Below are 17032 nucleotides of genomic sequence, written 5' to 3' on the forward strand. Positions count from 1 at the left end.
GCGAGACGCGCGTTCGACGAACGGAAAGTTTGTGACCGAGCCAATTCTGTCAGTGCAAGGGCTGGAGAAGCACTTCCCCGTCACCAAGGGCCTGTTCAAACGCCAGGTCGGTGCGGTCAAGGCGGTCGACGGGATCAGCTTCGACGTCCTCAAGGGGGAGACCCTCGGTCTGGTGGGCGAGTCCGGCTGTGGCAAGACCACGACGGGTCGCATGATCACCAGGCTCATCGAGCCGACCGGCGGGAAGGTCGTCTTCGAGGGCCACGACATCACTCACATGTCACAGTCCAGGATTCGGCCACTCCGGCGCGACATGCAGATCATCTTCCAGGACCCCTACTCCTCGCTCAACCCCCGCCACACGGTCGGCGCCATCGTCGGTGCGCCGTTCCGTATCCAGGGGATCAAGACCGAACAGGGGATCAAGAAGGAAGTCCAGGACATCCTCGCCCTGGTCGGTCTCAACCCCGAGCACTACAACCGTTACCCGCACGAGTTCTCCGGGGGCCAGCGCCAGCGCATCGGCATCGCCCGCACGCTCGCGCTCAAGCCCAAGCTCATCGTCGCCGACGAGCCGGTGTCCGCGCTGGACGTGTCGATCCAGGCCCAGGTCGTCAACCTGCTGGAGGACCTGCAGAACGAGCTCGACCTGACCTATGTGGTCATCGCGCACGACCTGTCGGTGGTCCGGCACATCAGCGACCGGGTCGCGGTCATGTACCTCGGCAAGATCGTCGAGCTGGCGGACCGTAAGAACCTGTACGAGTCGCCCATGCACCCCTACACCACCGCGCTGATGTCCGCGGTCCCGGTCCCGGACGTCAAGCGGCGAGAGGGGCGCGAGCGCATCCGCCTCCAGGGCGACGTGCCCAGCCCGCTCAACCCCCCGCCCGCCTGCCGTTTCCACACCCGGTGCTGGAAGGCCCAGGAGATCTGCAAGACCGTGGAACCACCGCTGGCAGAGCTGGCAGCGGGCCACCGGGTGGCCTGTCACTTCCCGGAGAACGCCCCCAAGGAGCAGCCGCCCCTGCAGACCGTCCCCGGCTGACAGACCGTCTCCGGCTGATCGACCCCGGCTCGCGCCCTCTCCGGCTTCCCGCCCATCGATGCGATGGTCCGGCCGGTGCGCGGACGCGCCCGTTCGCGCCGGGGCGCCGGGGTCAGGGAAGCGCGCCGGGGGTGATCAGGCCGGTCTCGTACGCGAGGACGACGGCCTGGACGCGGTCGCGCAGGCTCAGCTTGGTGAGCACGTTGCCGACGTGGGTCTTGACCGTCGTCTCGCTCACCACCAGCTCGGCGGCGATCTCCGCGTTGGACATGCCCTTGGCGATCAGCTTGAGCACCTCCAGCTCACGCTCGGTCAGCCGCTCCAGGCGAGCGGGGGTGGACTCCCGGTGGGTCGGCAGATGTGCGCCGAACTTGTCCAGCAGCCGCCTGGTGATGCTCGGCGCGACGATGGCGTCGCCGGCCGCCACCACCCGGATGGCCTGCACCAGTTCCTCCGGCGGGACGTCCTTCAGCAGGAAGCCGCTGGCTCCGGCACGCAGCGCCTCCACGATGTACTCGTCCAGGTCGAAGGTGGTCAGCACCAGCACCCGGGGCACATGCGCGCCTCCGGCGGCCTCCCGTACGATTCGACGGGTCGCCTCGATGCCGTCCACGCCCGGCATCCGGATGTCCATCAGCACCACGTCGGGCAGCAGAGCCCGCGACTGGTCCTGTGCGGCCTTGCCGTCCCCCGCCTCACCGACCACGGTGAGATCGGGTTCGGCCTCGAGGATCAGGCGGAAACCGGTGCGCAGGAGTGGCTGGTCGTCCACCAGCAGCACTCTGATCGTCATCATGTGTCCTTGAGGGGGAACCGGGCATCGACCTCGAATCCGCCCTCGGGACGTGGGCCGATCCTCAGAAGTCCACCATAGAGGGCAACGCGTTCGCGGATGCCCACCAGTCCGTGACCGGTCTCCCCTTCGCCCGCTTCGCCCGCTCCCTGGCCGAGGCCGTCGTCGGTGACCTTCACGGCCAGCTCGCCAGACTCGTGCCGCACCGTCACCCAGGCCCGTGCCTGCGGCCCCGCGTGCCGCAGGCTGTTGGTGAGGGCCTCCTGCACCAGCCGGTACGCGGCCAGATCGACCCCGGGAGGCAGCGCCGCCGCCCCCGCCGTCCCGCGCTCGTCCTCGATCCACAGCTGTGTCCGCAGCCCCGCCTCTCGCATCTGGTCCACCAGGGCGGGAATCTCACGCATCCCCGGCTGCGGATTGCGCTCGGCGGGCATCGCGTCGGTCCTGAGCACGCCCACGAGGCTGCGCATCTCCGACATCGCGGTCCGGCCCAGCTCCTCGATCGCCGACAAGGCCTCCCGCGCTCCCTCGGGGTTGCCGGCCAGCACCCGGCGTGCCGCGGCGGCCTGGACGGTCATCACGCTCACGTGGTGGGCCACCACGTCGTGCAGCTCACGGGCGATGCGGGAGCGTTCCTCGGCCCTGGCCGCCCGGGTGTCGGCCTCCCGGATGCGCTCCATGCGCCGTGCCCGGTCGTGCAGCTCCGCCTGGTAGGCCCGGCGTAGCCGTACGTTCCGGCCGGCGATCCACAGGGAGACGGCGAAGACGACCATCAGCAGGTGGGTGCTCCACCCGCCGAGCCCGCCGAGCCCGCCGCCGACCGCGGTCGCCAGGAAGTGACCGGCCAGGGCCAGCGCCGGCGCGCACAGGCTGAGTGCCAGGCCGCGCCGGACGGCGATCGTGTAAACCAGTACCAGGGCGGCGAGCCAGAGCAGGGAGGAACTCCGCCCCGCCGCGGCCAGCGTGATCTCGGTCAGGCAGACCAGACAGAGCAGCAGGAAAGGCCAGTGGCGGCGCAGCGCCACCGACAGGCAGCCGGTCACGATCAGGCCGAGGCTCATCGCGTCCGGCTCGCCAAGACGGGCCGGGTCGCCGAAAACCTGGGCGACGTGAGCGAAGGGAACCGCGGCGGCCGCCAGCGTCGCCCCGAGGAGCAGATCAGGGATCAGCGGATGCCGGTGAAACCACGCCCGCAGGCCGCCGATGGTGTTGCGCACACAACCAACTTAGGCGCCCTCCCCATCAATCCACCCTGCCACAGGCGGATATCCACCCTCATCCCCAGGGAGGACTGTGTTGATTGCGACGCGTGTTGTTGGCGACGCTGCGCGCAGCGTCGCCAACAACACGACTGCTGCGGATGGTGTCGCCCGGCTGCCGTTCGGGGACCGGTGGGGGAGTGCCGCCGAACTCCGGGCACAGGTCCTTGTAGCTGCACCAGCCGCACAGCCTGCTGGGCCTGGCACGCCACTCGCCCGTCTCCAGTGCCCGCTCGATGGCCTGCCACAGGGCCTGGACCTTCCTCTCGGTGGCCAGCAGGTCGGCCTCGTCGGGGGTGTAACGCAGGACCTCGCCACCACCCCCCAGGTACATCAGCTGGAGCAGGCGGGGCACCACGCCGCGCAGCCGCCACAGCACCAGCGCGTAGAACCTCATCTGGAACAGCGCCTTGGCCTCGAAGGCGGGCCCCGGGGCGCTGCCGGTCTTGTAGTCGACGACGCGGACCTCGCCGCTGGGCGCCACGTCCAGCCTGTCGATGTAGCCCCGCAACATCAGGCCGCTGCCGAGCACCGCCTCCACGTAGAGTTCCCGCTCGGCGGGCTCCAGGCAGGTGGGGTCCTCAAGGGTGAAATAGCGTTCCAGCATGACGCGGGCCTGGCCCAGCCACTCGGCGCGGTCGTCGTCGCCGGTGAACATGTCGGCGTACGAGGGATCCTCCTGCTGTAGCCTGCGCCACTGCGGCTCCAGCAGGTCCTGGGCCGCGGCGACCGTGCGATCGGGGGCGGGCAGGTCGTACAGCCGTTCCAGCACGGAGTGGACCATCGTGCCGCGCACCGCGGCCGGCGACGGCGGCTCGGGGAGCCTGTCGATCACCCGGAAGCGGTAGAGAAGCGGGCACGTCATGAAGTCACCCGCTCGCGACGGCGACAGGGCTCCGATGATCGTGGGCTCGGTCAGCGACATGACCGCACTGTAGGTCACGGTGACGACAGTTTGCGCCGCAGGTGTCCTCGTGGCGTCTGCCGGTGGTCCGGCGGCGCGTACCATCGAGGCTTGAGGGTGGATTGAACACGGGTTGAACGAGGAGTGGTGAGCCAGCGGTGAGCAGCGACAGCCCACGCCGGGACAGTACAGGGCTGCGGATGGGCCGGCCGTTCGGCATCCCGGTCTACGTCTCGCCGACCTGGCTCATCGTGGCGGCGTTCATCACCTACTCGTTCCAGAGTGTGGTGGCCTACTGGCTGCCCGACCTGAGCATCCCGATCACGTACGTCGTCGCGTTCGTCTTCGCGGTGCTGCTGTACGTCTCGGTGCTCCTGCACGAGCTGGCGCACTGCGTGGTCGCCAGGATGTACGGCCTGCCGGTCCGGCGCATCACGCTCTACCTGCTCGGCGGCGTCTCGGAGATCGAACGCGAGCCGGAGACCCCCGGCAGAGAGTTCATGGTGGCCTTCGCCGGGCCCCTGCTCTCGCTCGGCCTGGCCGGGCTCGGTTTTGCCGCCTCCCGGGTCATCGACCCCGGCACGATCCCCGGGATCCTGGTCTTCCAGCTCTGGGTCGCCAACCTGATCGTGGGCATCTTCAACCTGCTGCCGGGCTTGCCGCTCGACGGGGGGCGGATGCTCCGCGCCGGCGTCTGGAAGGTCACCCGCAAGCCCGGTACGGGCACGATCGCCGCGGCCTGGGCGGGGCGGGTGCTGGCCGTGGCCCTGGTCGCGATCCCCATCGGGCTGGCGCTGGCGGCCGGGCAGGCACCGGACCTGACGCTCGCCTGGTCGGTGCTGCTGGCCGCCTTCATCTGGTTCGGCGCCACCCAGGCGTTGCGCGGCGCCCGGGTGCGTGCCCGCATCCCCAAGGTCAACGCCCGCGCCCTGGCCAGGCGGGCCATCGCGGTGACCGGTGACGTGCCGCTGGCCGAGGCCCTGCGCCGGGCCGCAGAGGCGCAGGCGGGGGCGATGGTGGTGGTCGACCATGAGGGCCACCCCACGGGCATCGTCAACGAGGTCGCAGTGGAGGCCACTCCGGAGAGCCGCCGCCCCTGGGTGACGACGGGTTCGCTCTCGCGCAGTCTCGAACCGTCGCTGGTGCTGGCCGCCGATCTGGAGGGGGAGCCGCTGATCGACGCCATGCGCGAATCCCCCGCGGGGGAGTATCTCCTGGTGGAGCGCGGTGGCGAGATCTTCGGTGTGCTCGCGACGTCGGACGTGAATCGAGTATTCAGCGGGGTTTAAGCGAACCACATGTCGTTTGCAGGCGTCTCACTGAATACTCGCCGAGGATAGGACGACCAGGGAAAATCATGCCTGTTTGTCCCACTCGTTTTCGGCTCGTACCAGGACTAGGGTTTTGGCTAGCGAACTGGCTGGTCATGTAGCTTAAGGGACGTCAATTGGCACCCCCCCAAACACCGGCTCCGGCCGGCGATCTGACGCCGGATCTCCTCGGCGCGCCCGAATGGACCGACCAGATGGTCGCTGCCGCGGGCATCCCCATGTACGATATTCCGTTCCTCACCGTCGGTGGGGGTATGGGATCCTTCGTGACGCTCGACTATCTGAGGATCTACGGCGTCCCCACCTCACAGATGCGGGTGGTCTCCAATATCGATCACCCGTGGCAGACCTACGAGTTCCTCACCAGGTGCTCGCAGATCCCCCGGGGGGAGCGGATCCGCTCCGACTCCTCCTCCCGCCCGGACAACCTGTGGGGCTTCCCCTCCTACGCCCTGGAAGAGGCGTGGAAGGAGAAGAAACCGTCGTACCTGTGGCAGATCCTCACCGAGCCCCTCCTGAACGACTACTGGACCCCGCGCGCCGGCACGGTCTTCGAGAACCTCGAGCGCGAGGCCAAACGCATCAACTACTGGGACATGCTGGTCAAGGGGCAGGTGCGGATGGTCCGCCGCCGGGCCGGTGGCGGCTACTTCACCGTGGTCACCCCACCGGACGGCGCGGCGGCGACCAAGCGCATCATCTTCCGCTCGCGCTTCGTGCACGTCGCGATCGGCTACCCGGGCCTGAAGTTCCTGCCCGACCTGCAGGAGTTCCGGACCAAGCACGGTGACTACCAGCACGTCGTCAACGCCTACGAGCCGCATGAGCAGGTCTACGAGTTCCTGAAGACCAGGCCGGGCACCGTGGTCATTCGCGGCGGCGGCATCGTCGCCTCCCGGGTGCTTCAGCGGCTGTTCGACGATCGGGAGCGGCACGGCCTGCAGACCCAGATCATCCACATCTTCCGCACGTTCATCAGCGGCTCCCACGGCCCGCACATCTGGTCACGCCGTAAGGGCGGGGACGGCTGGGCCTACCAGGGCTTCAACTACCCCAAGTCGGTGTGGGGTGGTCAGCTCAAGGCGCAGATGCGCAAGCTCGAAGGCGCCGACCGGGCGAAGAAGTACAAGGAGATGGGCGGCACCAACACCCCCTACCGGCGGCGCTGGCAGGAGCAGATGCGCGCGGGCCGCAGCGGAGGTTACTACCACCCCGTGCAGGGCACCGTCGACCGCGTGGAGCACAGCCAGGACGGGCGGCTGGTCAGCTACGTGCGCAGCAGCGACGGCATCGTCCGCGAGCCGGTCTCCGACTACATCATCGACTGCACCGGCCTGGAGGCCGACATCGCCGAGCATCGGATCTTCGCGGACCTGCTCCAACACGGCGGGGCGTTCCGCAATCCGGTGGGCAGGCTCGAGGTGGAGCGCCACTTCGAGGTGAAGGGGACGGCCAATGGTGACGGTGCCCTCTACGCCTCTGGATCGGCCACGCTCGGGGGGTACTTCCCGGGTGTCGACACCTTCCTTGGCCTGCAGATCGCGGCTCAGGAGATAGCCGACGATCTGGCGAGGCGGGGGTTCGTCAAGAAGATGGGGCCGCTGCGCTCGACCTCGCAGTGGTTCAAATGGGCCTTCAACTCGTCGGTATAAGGAGTAATCCCCTGTGGTTCCGACCCTGTGGGGCCGTATTCAGACGCGCCTCCTCATGCTCGCCACCGTTGGTGCGATCATCACCCTGCTGATCGTGCCGGTGCTTCCCGGCTCCTCCGGGCCGCTCTCCGAGCGCTATGTCAACGGGTTCCTGGTGCTCGCGGCGGTAGGCGTGCTGGGGATCGTCTGGGAGCTGATATATCACTTCCTGATGCAGTTCAGATGGGAGAAGGACTGGCCGACCCTCTTCGGTCTGCTGACGCTCGTCCCCGAAGGCCTTGTACTGTACTTTTTGCTACGGTCCGGTGCAGTCGATGTTATCGATCCGGTTCCGTCGGCTGCCTTCTGGACGCACTTCACGGTCGTCTGGGTATGCATCTGGCTGGTGACGAACGGTCCCATGCGGGTGCCGTTCATCCGGTGGCGTTTCCGGGGAGGGAGAGTTCTGTGACCGACCAGGGCTTCGGGGTGGTGCGTCCGCTTCCGGGCAACGGGCTGGTGGCCTACGTGGGCGGCCTGCTGCTGGTGTGCGACGCGGCCGAGGCCGTCGTTGAGGATCTGCTGGGGGCACTGCGGGAGACCGCGGCCTCGGGCGGCGACGGCCGGTCGCTGGCCCGCCGGGTCGCCCGGATCCTCGCCGTCGTGATAGGCGAGCCGGTGGCGTGTGCCGTCGCCGGCCCGGTCAGTGGGGGAGTGGCCGTCCTGGTCAGCGGCCCGGCGTTCGCGGCGGTTACCGGGGTGGCCGGTGAGATCCAGCTCGCCGGGCGTGACGCGCTCACCTGGTCCGACCGGCTGGTTCCCGGCCCGGTGACCCGGGTGGAGTTGAGCCTGCCGGATGCCGGGGCCGCGCACCCGCTGTCCCGGCTGGACGCCGGGGTGATCGTCGCAGGCGGCGTCTGGTGCGACCTGACCGAGGATGGGGCCGCCCCGCAGGCGATGTCGCGGATGGAGCCCGCCGCGTCACAGGTCCAGCAGGCGGCGCCCCGGATGGAGCCCGTGGCCCCCGCGCCCACCCCGATGCCCGCGCCGTCCGAGCGGCCGGCCGCCCCCGAGTGGTCGGCCCCTCAGGAGGCCGCCCCGCCGGCGCCCTACCCCCTGGGCCCGGCGGATCCGTATCAGCCGGTCACCGCTCCGCCGATGATGGAGCCGCAGCCGCAGGCATGGCACTCCGAGCCGCTGCCCGTGGTCTCCCCGCAGGGGCCGGTGCCCTCCGGCGGACCCGCCCCCGCGATCATCCACCACGAAGAGGTCCATCACGAGGACATCGACACCGCCAGGGCCAGCGGGATGGGCGGGGATCCCGTTGACGTCCGCGACCAGCCGTTCGAGTACGAGCTGCTGACGCCCGGCGGTTCACAGTCCGCGGCCGAGTCCCTGGCGCCCGCGCCGAACTCCGGGGCCGAGCCCGAGGCGCGGCCGCTGGTCTACGGGGTCGACTGCAAGAACGACCACTTCAACGACCCCCGCGTGCCCTACTGCGCGGTCTGCGGTATCGCGCTGGTCCAGCGCACCCTGGTTCCCTACAAGGGGCCGCGCCCGCCGCTGGGGGTCCTGCTCCTCGACGACGGCCTCACACTGCGGCTCGACACCGACTACCTGGTGGGCCGCGACCCCGAGCGGGCACCCGAGGTGGCCGACGGCTCCGTGCGCCCGGCCAAGGTCACCAGCCCCGACGGCTCGGTCTCCCGTCGGCATCTGCGGGTGGCGCTGGACGGCTGGGACGTCAACCTGGTCGACCTGGGGTCTGTCAACGGAACCCAGATCCAGCCGCCCGGCGACCCCAACTTCTACGACATCCCGCCGAACGAGCCGGTTGCGATCCAGCCCGGCACCACCGTGCGGATCGGCGTCTCGCGCACCATGCGCTACGAGTCGCATCGCAACCGCTGAGACCGTCTTCCGGGCGGTACGGCCACGGCCGTAGCGCCCGCGTGTTCTCCGGGGTCGCGGAGATTTTCTCCGTGGCGCCGTGGCGCTCGCGCGCCGGATCGGTGTGCGATCACAGCTGCCGGATCGGGGCACGCAGGGCGGCGACGGCCTCGGCCCAGTCGACCGGGTCGGGGTCCTGCTCGGTGCGGACCAGCAGGTGCGCGCCCTCCGGGGCGGTCGCGGTGTCGGCGGCCACGATCAGCGCGCCCTCGGGGATCGCGCCCGATTCGGCCGCCACCTCGAGTCTGGACAGCCGCTGGGCCAGAGCGGAGGCCCGGTTCCCGCCGGTGACGACCAGCGGCCGGTCCCACAGCATCGCGAGGGTGAGCGCCACGTGGGCGGCCGCGTCGTCACCGGAGCCGTAACGCACCGCGACCGCTCCCGGCTCGGAGCCGGGCTCGGCCTGCTCAGGCAGGGGCAGCGACACGGTCACCACGCGGCAGGCCGAGCCGTCGCGCACGGCGGCATGGCCGGGGACGTCGGCGGGCAGCACCAGCAGGTCGGCTCGGGCACCGGAGGCCAGCTCGGGCAGCTCGCCCGCCACATCCGCGCTGAACCGGCTCACCACCCTGGTGGCCGAGCCGCGCTCGCGGGCGGTACCGGCCAGCGCCTCCAGGTCGTGGAGGGTCTCGGCCAGCTCGGCCAGCTCCGAGGAAAGGCCGCTGCCGACCTCCAGGCGGCCCGCAGGGTAGGGCCGCAGGTGGCCCAGGACCACCTCGGACGGCGACCTGGACAGGGCCAGGGTGGTGGTCAGGCCGACCAGCGGGACCTGCTCGGCGGGGGGATCGGGGACGATCAACAGCACCCGGTGGGCGGCGGTCACGCCAAGGGCGGCACGTTCGGCTTCGGCGATGTCGCGGGCCACCCGCCTGTCGGGGTAGATCCTGCGTACCAGCGGGCCGGTCATCGCGGTCGTGACGAGGGCCATGACCACCATCAGCGAGTAGAGCTCGTCGTCGAGCACGCCCTTCTGCAGGCCGACGGTGAGGATGACGATCTCGGTGAGCCCTCGCGTGTTGAGCAGGGAGGCCAGTGCCCAGGACTGCCGGGCGGGCAGCCGCTGCGTCCGTGCGGCGGCGTAGGAGCCGAGCAGCTTGCCGCCGATCGCGACGACCAGGATCGCGGAGAGCGTGCCGAGGCTGGACAGGTCGAGCTCGCGCAGGTTGACGTTGAGCCCCGCCACGACGAAGAACATCGGCAACAGCAGCAGTACGGCGAGCTGTTCCAGCCGTTCCAGGATCTCGTGGTTGAGCCGTTCCGCCCCCTCGCGGGGCATCACCGTGCCGAACACGAACGCCCCGAAGATGAAGTGGACGTGCATCCACTCGGTGGCCCAGGCCGATCCGATCAGACCGAGGAGCACCAGGGAGAGCAGACCGGGCGTCAGCCGCCCGGCTTTCTCGTACGCGGGCACCATCCGGGCCAGCAGGGGCTTGACGACCAGGAACATCACCAGTGCGTACGGCAGGGCGAGCAGGACCTTCCACTGCCCTTCGGACTCTCCCGCCCCCGCGATGCCCACCACCACCGCCAGGACGGTCCAGGCGAGCACGTCGATGACGGCCGCCGAGGCCAGGGCAAGACCGCCGAGCGTGATCCGCTGCATTCCCCGGTCGGTGAGGATCCGTGCCAGCACCGGGAACGCGGTGGCGGCCATCGCCGCGCCCATGAACAGCACGAACGGCAGGGTCTTGTCGCCTCCCACGTGCTCGTCCGCGATGGCCAGCGCGAGCACGCAGCCCAGCACGAACGGCACCACGGTCGAGCCGAGTGCCACGGTCACCGCGATCCGGCCCTTGCCCCTGACCAGCTTCTGGTCCAGTTCCAGGCCGACGACGAACATGAACAGCACCAGGCCGACGTTGGCCAGGGCCTGCAGCGGGGGCCGCATCTCGGGGCCGAACAGCTTGTCACCGATCAGGGGGCCCAGCAGGGTGGGGCCCAGCAGGATGCCGGCCACGATCTCGCCGATGACCGGTGGCTGGCCGAGCCATCTGGCCAGCGCTCCGAAAAGCCGCGCGGCCGCGAGGACGATGACGAGGTCGAGTAGGAGCAGATCCATCTGCAGCAATTGCGAGCACGCTTTCCGTATGCCAAGAAAAGCCCCGAGAATGGCGAAGGCGACGTTACCGTGTGTGGGATGTCGTCGCGAACGTTGCGCAGGCATGGAGGGAGATCGTTGTGGAGGGCATCGCCGACTATGAGTTCATCCGGTCGCTGGGGGCGGGTAATCACGGTGAGTTCTATTTGGCGAAAAGGCCCGAGCGGTTACCCGTCGAGGCGGATCTGGTAGCGGTGAAGGTGGTGGGGGGCACGGGGAGCGACGCCTTCCGCCGCGCCACGAGAGAGTTGAAGGCGTTCGCCGCGGTGCGCTCTCCGTACCTGGTGCGGCTCTACGACGCCGGCCAGCAGGGCGGGGTGTTCTACTACTCGATGGAATATCTGCCGGACGGCTCGCTGGCGCGTCCTGCGGCGCGGCCGTCGCGGGAGCAGGTGCTGCGCTCGATCGCCTGCGTCTCCCATGCGGCGCAGGCACTGCACGAGGAGGGCATCGTCCATCGCGACATCCGCCCCGGCAACGTGCTGCTCGCAGACGACGGGGGCAAGCTCTCCGACCTGGGCCTTTCGCAGGTGCTGACGCCGGGCGCGACGGTGACCGGGATGGGAGACATCGGTTCGGTGGAGTTCACCGACCCCACGCTGCTGCAGGGGGAGACACCCACGCCCGCGGGCGACGTGTGGTCGCTGGGCGCGACGCTGCACTGGGCGGTGAGCGGTGTCGGGCTCTACGGGAGGCTGCCCACCCACGACCCGCTGCTGACCCTTCGAAAGGTGTACAGCACGTCGCCGTCGATCGATCCCGGGTTGGAGCCCGAGCTGTCGGATCTCGTCCAGGCATGCCTTGGCGACGTGGCCAAGCGGCCCACCGCGCGAGGGGTGGCCGACCGGCTCTACGCCCTGCTGGCCTGAACCTCCGCCCGCGTGCCGCGCGGGACCGTGGCGTCGGCTCCCGGGGTGTACGGGAGCCGAGTGGGGCGCCCGAGCGGGCACGGGGTGGGCCGGGCACTTATGTGCCGGTGGGGCGCAGGCGGTCCAGTTCCGCGTTGAGCACCCGCTCCAGGCGTGCGGTGCCGAGCCTGTCGGGGTAGAGCAGGCGGTGCGCACTCAGCCCGTCGACCAGGGCGAGCAGCCGCTCGGTCACGGCGTCGAGGCCGCCGCGGCGCAGGCGGAGTGCGACGTCGCCGCGATCATCGTGACGCCGTTCAAGCATGACTCGTTCGAGGACCAGGAACTCGTCGCCGCGGAGTTCGCCAGGGGGGTGCGGGCGCTGGCCGACCGGATCGGCGCCGCGCTGGTGATCGACGACGTGCGCGGGGGCTGGCGGATCGACCTGGGCGGCTCCTGGGAGCCCCTGGGTGTGCGCCCCGACCTGTACGCCTTCAGCAAGGCCATGGCCAACGGCCACCCGATCGCCGCCGTCACCGGTGTGGACGCCCTGCGGGGCCCGCCCAGACGCTCTACTCCACAGGTTCCTTCTGGTTCAACGCCGCTCCGATGGCCGCGGCCAAGGCCACCATCGAGACGCTGCGCGACATCGACGGCATAGCCCTGATGGAGCGCGCGGGCACCCGCCTGCGCGATGGCCTCGCCGCCCAGGCCGCCTCCCATGGCTTCGCGGTCAACCAGACCGGCCCGGTGCAGATCCCGTGGCTCTCCTTCGAGGGGGACGCGACGCTGGACAAGAGCATGTTCTGGGCGGCGGCCTGCCTGCGGGAGGGGGTCTACCTCCATCCGTGGCACAACTGGTTCCTGTCCGCGGCCCACACCGACGCCGACATCGACCGGGTGCTGCAGGGCACCGACGCGGCCTACGCCAGGCTCAGGGCCCACTTCGGCGCCGACTGAACGCGCGGCTAGCGAGGGGGGCGTCCCGCAGCCGGTACCACTGCAGGTCGTCCAGGCGGGTGCCGTCGGGGCCGGGCAGCAGTCCGCGCAGCAGCGCCTCGCGGGTGAAGCCCGCGCGCTCCAGCACGCGCTGCGAGGCGACGTTGGCGGGGGAGGTGCCCGCGATGATCCGGCTCAGGGGGGTGTGCTCGAAGGCCCAATCGACCAGCAGGTTCACCGCCCTGGTGGTGAAGCCCCTGCCGCGGAACGCCGGTAGCAGGCTGTAGCCCGTCATGGCCTGCCCCAGCGGCGGGATCAGGTTGGAGAGCTGGATCTCCCCGGCGAACGCGCCCGTCGCGGCGTCCATGATCACCGCCTCGACCCCCCTGCCGGCCAGCCGGTTCGCGCCCGCCGTGCGGCACCGCTCCTCGACCTGCTCGGCGCTGTGCGGCTCGGGCGGGACGCTGTATCTCACGACGTCGGGCAGGTTCTGCAGCGCCAGGTAGTCGGCGGCGTCGGCGGGGGTGAGCGTCCTGAGCCGCACGATCCCGTCGGTCAGCGAGTCGCCGGGGAAGCCCGGCAGGAACGGTGTCACGCGCTCGCCGGAGTCGCCGCGCAGGCGTGCGAAGGAGACCAGGTCGCGGCGGGTGCCGCCACGATGCTGTTCGGCTCCGCGCCGCACGCCCTCGTGCCGGAAACCGGCGGCCAGGGCGACACACTGGCTGGCCAGGTTCTCCACGTCGGCGAGCAGTTCGACGCGTTCGACCCCGTGGGTGAAGCCCCACCCGGCCAGCGCGGCGGCGGCGGCCGTGGCCACCCCCCGGCCCCGCGCCCACGGCGCGACCAGGTAGCCGATCTCGTTGGTGCTCCGCAGACGGGAGGGCTTGAGGCCGATGTTGCCCAGCCACTCGCCCGTCACAGCGTCCGCGATCGCGAACGCGGCTCCCCCGCTCCTCCAATCCTCCTCGGCCATCTCCAGGTACCGGAGCGCGTCGTCTCGGGTGTAGGGCACGGGCACGCGGGGGAGGAACCGGACGATCTCCGGGTCGGCGCAGGCGCGGACGATCGCCTCGGCGTCCGTGGGGGCGAGCGGCCTCAGGACGACGGGACCTGCCGGAATCACATCTTGGGGAAACACATGACAACAGCTACCAGTTCCTTCGTAGTACGGCGAACTATTTTGCGGATCGTCCCGGTCTGTTTGATCTAGAGAACCGCGTCCGTTCTCTTCCGGCCGACCATCGGCCCCGGCCCGAGGCGGGACCGGCCGTGGTCGCGCGCCGTTAACCTTGCGGTCATGGGTTTTCGCAGGCATGGGCCGTTTCAGGCCGGGGATCAGGTTCAGCTCACCGACCCCAAGAACAAGCGTCATACGGTGACGCTGAAGGAAGACGGCGTGTTCCACACGCACAAGGGAGGGATCCCGCACAGTGAGCTGATCGGCCGGCCCGAGGGCTCGGTGGTGCGTTCGTCCGGCGGCACCCAGTATCTGGCGTTCAGGCACCTGCTCCAGGACTACACGCTCTCCATGCCGCGCGGCGCGGCGGTCATCTATCCCAAGGACTCGGCGCAGATCGTGGCCATGGCCGACATCTTCCCGGGTGCCCGGGTGGTGGAGGCGGGGGTCGGTTCCGGCGCGCTCACCTGCTTTCTGCTGCGCGCGGTGGGCTCCGAGGGCACCGTCACCTCCTACGAACGGCGCCAGGACTTCGCCGAGATCGCCACCAAGAACGTGGAGAGGTTCTACGGCGGCCCGATGCCGCAGTGGCGCCTGGTGGTCGGCGACTTCGTCGCGGACCTCGACGAGAGCGACGTCGACCGGATCATCCTCGACATGCTCGCCCCGTGGGAATGTGTCGACGCCGCGTCCAAGGCTCTCACCCCTGGCGGTGTGATCTGCTGTTATGTCGCGACCACGACCCAGCTGTCGCGTACGGTCGAAACTCTCAGGGAGCACGGGAGTTTCACCGAGCCCCATGCGTGGGAGACCCTGGTTCGTGACTGGCATGTCGAGGGGCTCGCGGTACGGCCCGACCACAGGATGGTCGGTCACACCGGCTTTCTGGTCACGGCCCGCCGCATGGCCGACGGGGTGACACCACCACCTCGACGTAGGCGCCCGGCGAAGGGGGCACAGGGTGAGGAGTCCACGTCTTCCGCCACATGATGACGATTCGGACACGACGGTCCGTGAGGGAGTGACACGGGGGTTGACCTTCGTGTTCTTATGCTTCTAGTACTAAAAGCATCAAAAGGGATTAATCATCACGCACTTAATGTAGTTATACGAACACTGCTCAGCCAGGTAAGGGACAGCCCTTAGATGGGTAGGGTTTCGAGTAGTTCGGTCTCGACTGGGAAGGAGGTGACGCCGTGGCAGCTCGCGACGACGCTGAGGCTCGAGCCGCGCAGCGCGAACGGGAGGTCGCTGACCTCACAACACAGGTCTCCTTCCTGCAGGAGGAGATCACCGTGTTGCGTCGGAAGCTGACGGAGTCTCCCCGGCAGGCCAGGATCCTTGAAGAGCGTCTCCATGACGTGCAGGCGAACCTCGCGGCCGTAACCGGCCAGAACGAGCGTCTGGTGGCCACCCTCAAGGAGGCCAGAGACCAGATCGTCGCCTTGAAGGAGGAGGTAGACCGGTTGGCGCAGCCGCCATCCGGGTTCGGCGTGTTCCTCGAAACCAGAGAAGACGGCACGGTGGAGGTTTTCACCGGTGGCCGCAAACTCAGAGTGAACGTCAGTCCGGCGGTGGATGTCGACTCGCTTAAGCGTGGCCAGGAGGTCATGCTCAACGAGGCGCTCAACGTGGTCGAGGCCCTCGGCTTCGAGGAGCTCGGCGAGATCGTGATGCTCAAGGAGCTCCTTGAGGACGGCCAGCGCGCGTTGGTGATCTCGCATGCCGACGAGGAGCGGGTGGTGAAGCTCGCCGAGTCGCTGGTGGGCCAGCCGATCCGGGCAGGCGACTCCCTACTGCTCGAACCCCGTTCGGGCTACGTCTACGAGCGCATTCCCAAGTCCGAGGTCGAGGAGCTCGTCCTGGAGGAGGTGCCCGACATCTCCTACGAGGAGATCGGCGGGTTGATGCGGCAGATCGAGCAGATCCGGGACGCCATCGAGCTCCCGTACCTGCACGCCGACCTCTTCCGTGAGCACAAGCTCCGCCCGCCCAAGGGCGTCCTGCTCTACGGGCCGCCCGGCTGCGGCAAGACACTCATCGCCAAGGCCGTCGCCAACTCCCTGGCCAAGCAGGTCGCGGAGAAGACCGGCCAGTCCGGCAAGAGCTTCTTCCTCAACATCAAGGGTCCCGAGCTGCTCAACAAGTACGTCGGCGAGACCGAGCGGCACATCCGCCTGGTCTTCCAGCGGGCTCGCGAGAAGGCCTCCGAGGGCACCCCGGTGATCGTGTTCTTCGACGAGATGGACTCGATCTTCCGGACCCGAGGTTCGGGCGTCTCCTCCGACGTCGAGAACACCATCGTTCCCCAGCTCCTGTCGGAGATCGACGGTGTCGAGGGCCTGGAGAACGTCATCGTGATCGGCGCCTCCAACCGTGAGGACATGATCGACCCGGCGATCCTGCGGCCCGGCCGCCTGGACGTCAAGATCAAGATCGAGCGGCCGGACGCGGAGGCGGCCAAGGACATCTTCTCGAAGTACCTCATAGCGGAGCTCCCACTCCACTCCGAGGATCTCTCCGAGCACGGCGGCAACCGCCAGGAGACCATATTCGGGATGATCCAGCGGGTCGTCGAGCGGATGTACACCGAGAGCGAGGAGAACCGCTTCCTTGAGGTGACCTACGCCAACGGGGACAAGGAGGTCCTGTACTTCAAGGACTTCAACTCCGGTGCGATGATCCAGAACATCGTCGACCGCGGTAAGAAGATGGCGATCAAGCAGTTCCTGGAGACCGGGCAGAAGGGCCTGCGGATCCAGCACCTGCTGGCGGCCTGCGTGGACGAGTTCTCCGAGAACGAGGACCTGCCCAACACCACCAACCCCGACGACTGGGCCCGCATCTCCGGCAAGAAGGGCGAGCGGATCGTCTACATCCGCACCCTCGTGACGGGCAAGCAGGGCACCGAGGCCGGGCGTTCCATCGACACGGTGGCCAACACCGGTCAGTACCTGTAACGGCGGCACGTGCCGACCGGCGGCGCGGCCCTCCTCGTGGGGGCCGCGCCGTCCGCGCAAACCCGTCGCCACTCGTATCCCCGGTCACACCCGT

16 protein-coding genes are annotated in these 17032 nt (G+C 69.2%); 10 read left to right on the forward strand and 6 right to left on the reverse strand.

The genetic code is table 11. From position 1 onward, the window contains the following. The first annotated feature begins 31 nt into the window (after positions 1–31). On the forward strand, positions 32–1048 hold the full coding sequence (locus OG884_RS32265) for an ABC transporter ATP-binding protein (protein ID WP_326639183.1): 1017 nt from the start codon (positions 32–34) through the stop codon (positions 1046–1048). 112 nt (positions 1049–1160) lie between these two features. Here OG884_RS32265 and OG884_RS32270 read toward each other — a convergent pair whose 3' ends face one another. Genes OG884_RS32270 through OG884_RS32280 form a run of 3 tightly spaced genes read right to left on the reverse strand, consistent with a single transcriptional unit; the run spans position 1161 to position 4025 of the window. Beyond that, complete coding sequence (locus OG884_RS32270; protein WP_326647060.1) at positions 1161–1841, reverse strand: response regulator transcription factor; 681 nt, start codon at positions 1839–1841, stop codon at positions 1161–1163. Continuing rightward, positions 1841–3058 (reverse strand): sensor histidine kinase, encoded by a 1218-nt coding sequence (locus tag OG884_RS32275; protein WP_326639185.1) that lies wholly within the window; start codon positions 3056–3058, stop codon positions 1841–1843. Before OG884_RS32275 ends, OG884_RS32270 begins: the two co-directional genes overlap by 1 nt. A 58-nt stretch (positions 3059–3116) precedes the next feature. Next, positions 3117–4025, reverse strand: coding sequence for a RecB family exonuclease (locus OG884_RS32280; RefSeq protein WP_326639187.1), 909 nt, complete (start codon positions 4023–4025; stop codon positions 3117–3119). Positions 4026–4204: 179 nt separating this feature from the next. Between OG884_RS32280 and OG884_RS32285 the strand changes: the two genes are divergently transcribed. The 4 genes from OG884_RS32285 to OG884_RS32300 all read left to right on the forward strand — a co-directional run bounded on the left by OG884_RS32285 (position 4205) and on the right by OG884_RS32300 (position 8877). Continuing rightward, on the forward strand, positions 4205–5293 hold the full coding sequence (locus OG884_RS32285; RefSeq protein ID WP_326647062.1) for a site-2 protease family protein: 1089 nt from the start codon (positions 4205–4207) through the stop codon (positions 5291–5293). 158 nt (positions 5294–5451) lie between these two features. After that, positions 5452–6987 carry a hypothetical protein gene (locus OG884_RS32290; RefSeq protein WP_326639189.1) on the forward strand — a complete coding sequence of 512 codons (1536 nt, stop codon included), beginning with the start codon at positions 5452–5454 and terminating at the stop codon, positions 6985–6987. 13 nt (positions 6988–7000) lie between these two features. After that, the gene (locus OG884_RS32295) at positions 7001–7438 is read left to right on the forward strand and encodes a hypothetical protein (RefSeq protein ID WP_326639191.1); all 438 of its coding nucleotides are present in this window, start codon (positions 7001–7003) and stop codon (positions 7436–7438) included. After that, positions 7435–8877: an FHA domain-containing protein gene (locus OG884_RS32300; RefSeq protein WP_326639192.1), complete on the forward strand. Its 1443-nt coding sequence runs from the start codon at positions 7435–7437 to the stop codon at positions 8875–8877. Before OG884_RS32295 ends, OG884_RS32300 begins: the two co-directional genes overlap by 4 nt. A 109-nt stretch (positions 8878–8986) precedes the next feature. On the opposite strand, the gene OG884_RS32305 is transcribed toward OG884_RS32300, so the two are convergent. Then, entirely contained in the window at positions 8987–10978 is a 1992-nt protein-coding gene (locus OG884_RS32305; protein WP_326639194.1) for a cation:proton antiporter, read from the reverse strand. Positions 10979–11097: 119 nt separating this feature from the next. Here OG884_RS32305 and OG884_RS32310 point away from each other — a divergent pair, with 119 nt between their 5' ends. Continuing rightward, positions 11098–11886: a serine/threonine-protein kinase gene (locus OG884_RS32310; protein WP_326639197.1), complete on the forward strand. Its 789-nt coding sequence runs from the start codon at positions 11098–11100 to the stop codon at positions 11884–11886. A gap of 97 nt (positions 11887–11983) precedes the next feature. Here OG884_RS32310 and OG884_RS32315 read toward each other — a convergent pair whose 3' ends face one another. Further along, entirely contained in the window at positions 11984–12118 is a 135-nt protein-coding gene (locus OG884_RS32315; protein ID WP_326639199.1) for a TetR family transcriptional regulator C-terminal domain-containing protein, read from the reverse strand. Between OG884_RS32315 and OG884_RS32320 the strand changes: the two genes are divergently transcribed. Together OG884_RS32320 and OG884_RS32325 are read left to right on the forward strand one after the other, a co-directional pair. Then, positions 12074–12523, forward strand: a complete 450-nt coding sequence (locus OG884_RS32320; RefSeq protein WP_326639201.1) for an aminotransferase class III-fold pyridoxal phosphate-dependent enzyme — start codon at positions 12074–12076, stop codon at positions 12521–12523. The genes OG884_RS32315 and OG884_RS32320 overlap by 45 nt on opposite strands. Further along, a complete protein-coding gene (locus tag OG884_RS32325; protein WP_326639202.1) occupies positions 12472–12822 on the forward strand; it encodes a hypothetical protein in 351 nt (116 codons plus the stop codon). The genes OG884_RS32320 and OG884_RS32325 overlap by 52 nt, the downstream gene beginning before the upstream one ends. Here the strand turns inward: OG884_RS32325 and OG884_RS32330 are convergent. Beyond that, a complete protein-coding gene (locus OG884_RS32330) occupies positions 12797–13924 on the reverse strand; it encodes a GNAT family N-acetyltransferase (protein ID WP_326639204.1) in 1128 nt (375 codons plus the stop codon). The genes OG884_RS32325 and OG884_RS32330 overlap by 26 nt on opposite strands. A 174-nt stretch (positions 13925–14098) precedes the next feature. Here OG884_RS32330 and OG884_RS32335 point away from each other — a divergent pair, with 174 nt between their 5' ends. Continuing rightward, positions 14099–14968 (forward strand): tRNA (adenine-N1)-methyltransferase, encoded by an 870-nt coding sequence (locus OG884_RS32335; protein WP_326639206.1) that lies wholly within the window; start codon positions 14099–14101, stop codon positions 14966–14968. Between the two features lie 206 nt (positions 14969–15174). Further along, a complete protein-coding gene (gene arc, locus OG884_RS32340; protein ID WP_326639208.1) occupies positions 15175–16938 on the forward strand; it encodes a proteasome ATPase in 1764 nt (587 codons plus the stop codon). Positions 16939–17032: the final 94 nt, after the last annotated feature.

Source organism: Streptosporangium sp. NBC_01755, assembly GCF_035917995.1.
GTDB lineage: Bacteria > Actinomycetota > Actinomycetes > Streptosporangiales > Streptosporangiaceae > Streptosporangium.

Coding starts and splice junctions, on each gene's coding strand:
- OG884_RS32325 (WP_326639202.1), top strand. CDS start 12,472: ATGGCCGCGGCCAAGGCCACCATCGAGACGCTGCGCGACATCGACGGC.
- OG884_RS32280 (WP_326639187.1), bottom strand. CDS start 4,025: ATGTCGCTGACCGAGCCCACGATCATCGGAGCCCTGTCGCCGTCGCGA.
- OG884_RS32335 (WP_326639206.1), top strand. CDS start 14,099: ATGGGTTTTCGCAGGCATGGGCCGTTTCAGGCCGGGGATCAGGTTCAG.
- OG884_RS32270 (WP_326647060.1), bottom strand. CDS start 1,841: ATGACGATCAGAGTGCTGCTGGTGGACGACCAGCCACTCCTGCGCACC.
- OG884_RS32285 (WP_326647062.1), top strand. CDS start 4,205: ATGGGCCGGCCGTTCGGCATCCCGGTCTACGTCTCGCCGACCTGGCTC.
- OG884_RS32305 (WP_326639194.1), bottom strand. CDS start 10,978: ATGGATCTGCTCCTACTCGACCTCGTCATCGTCCTCGCGGCCGCGCGG.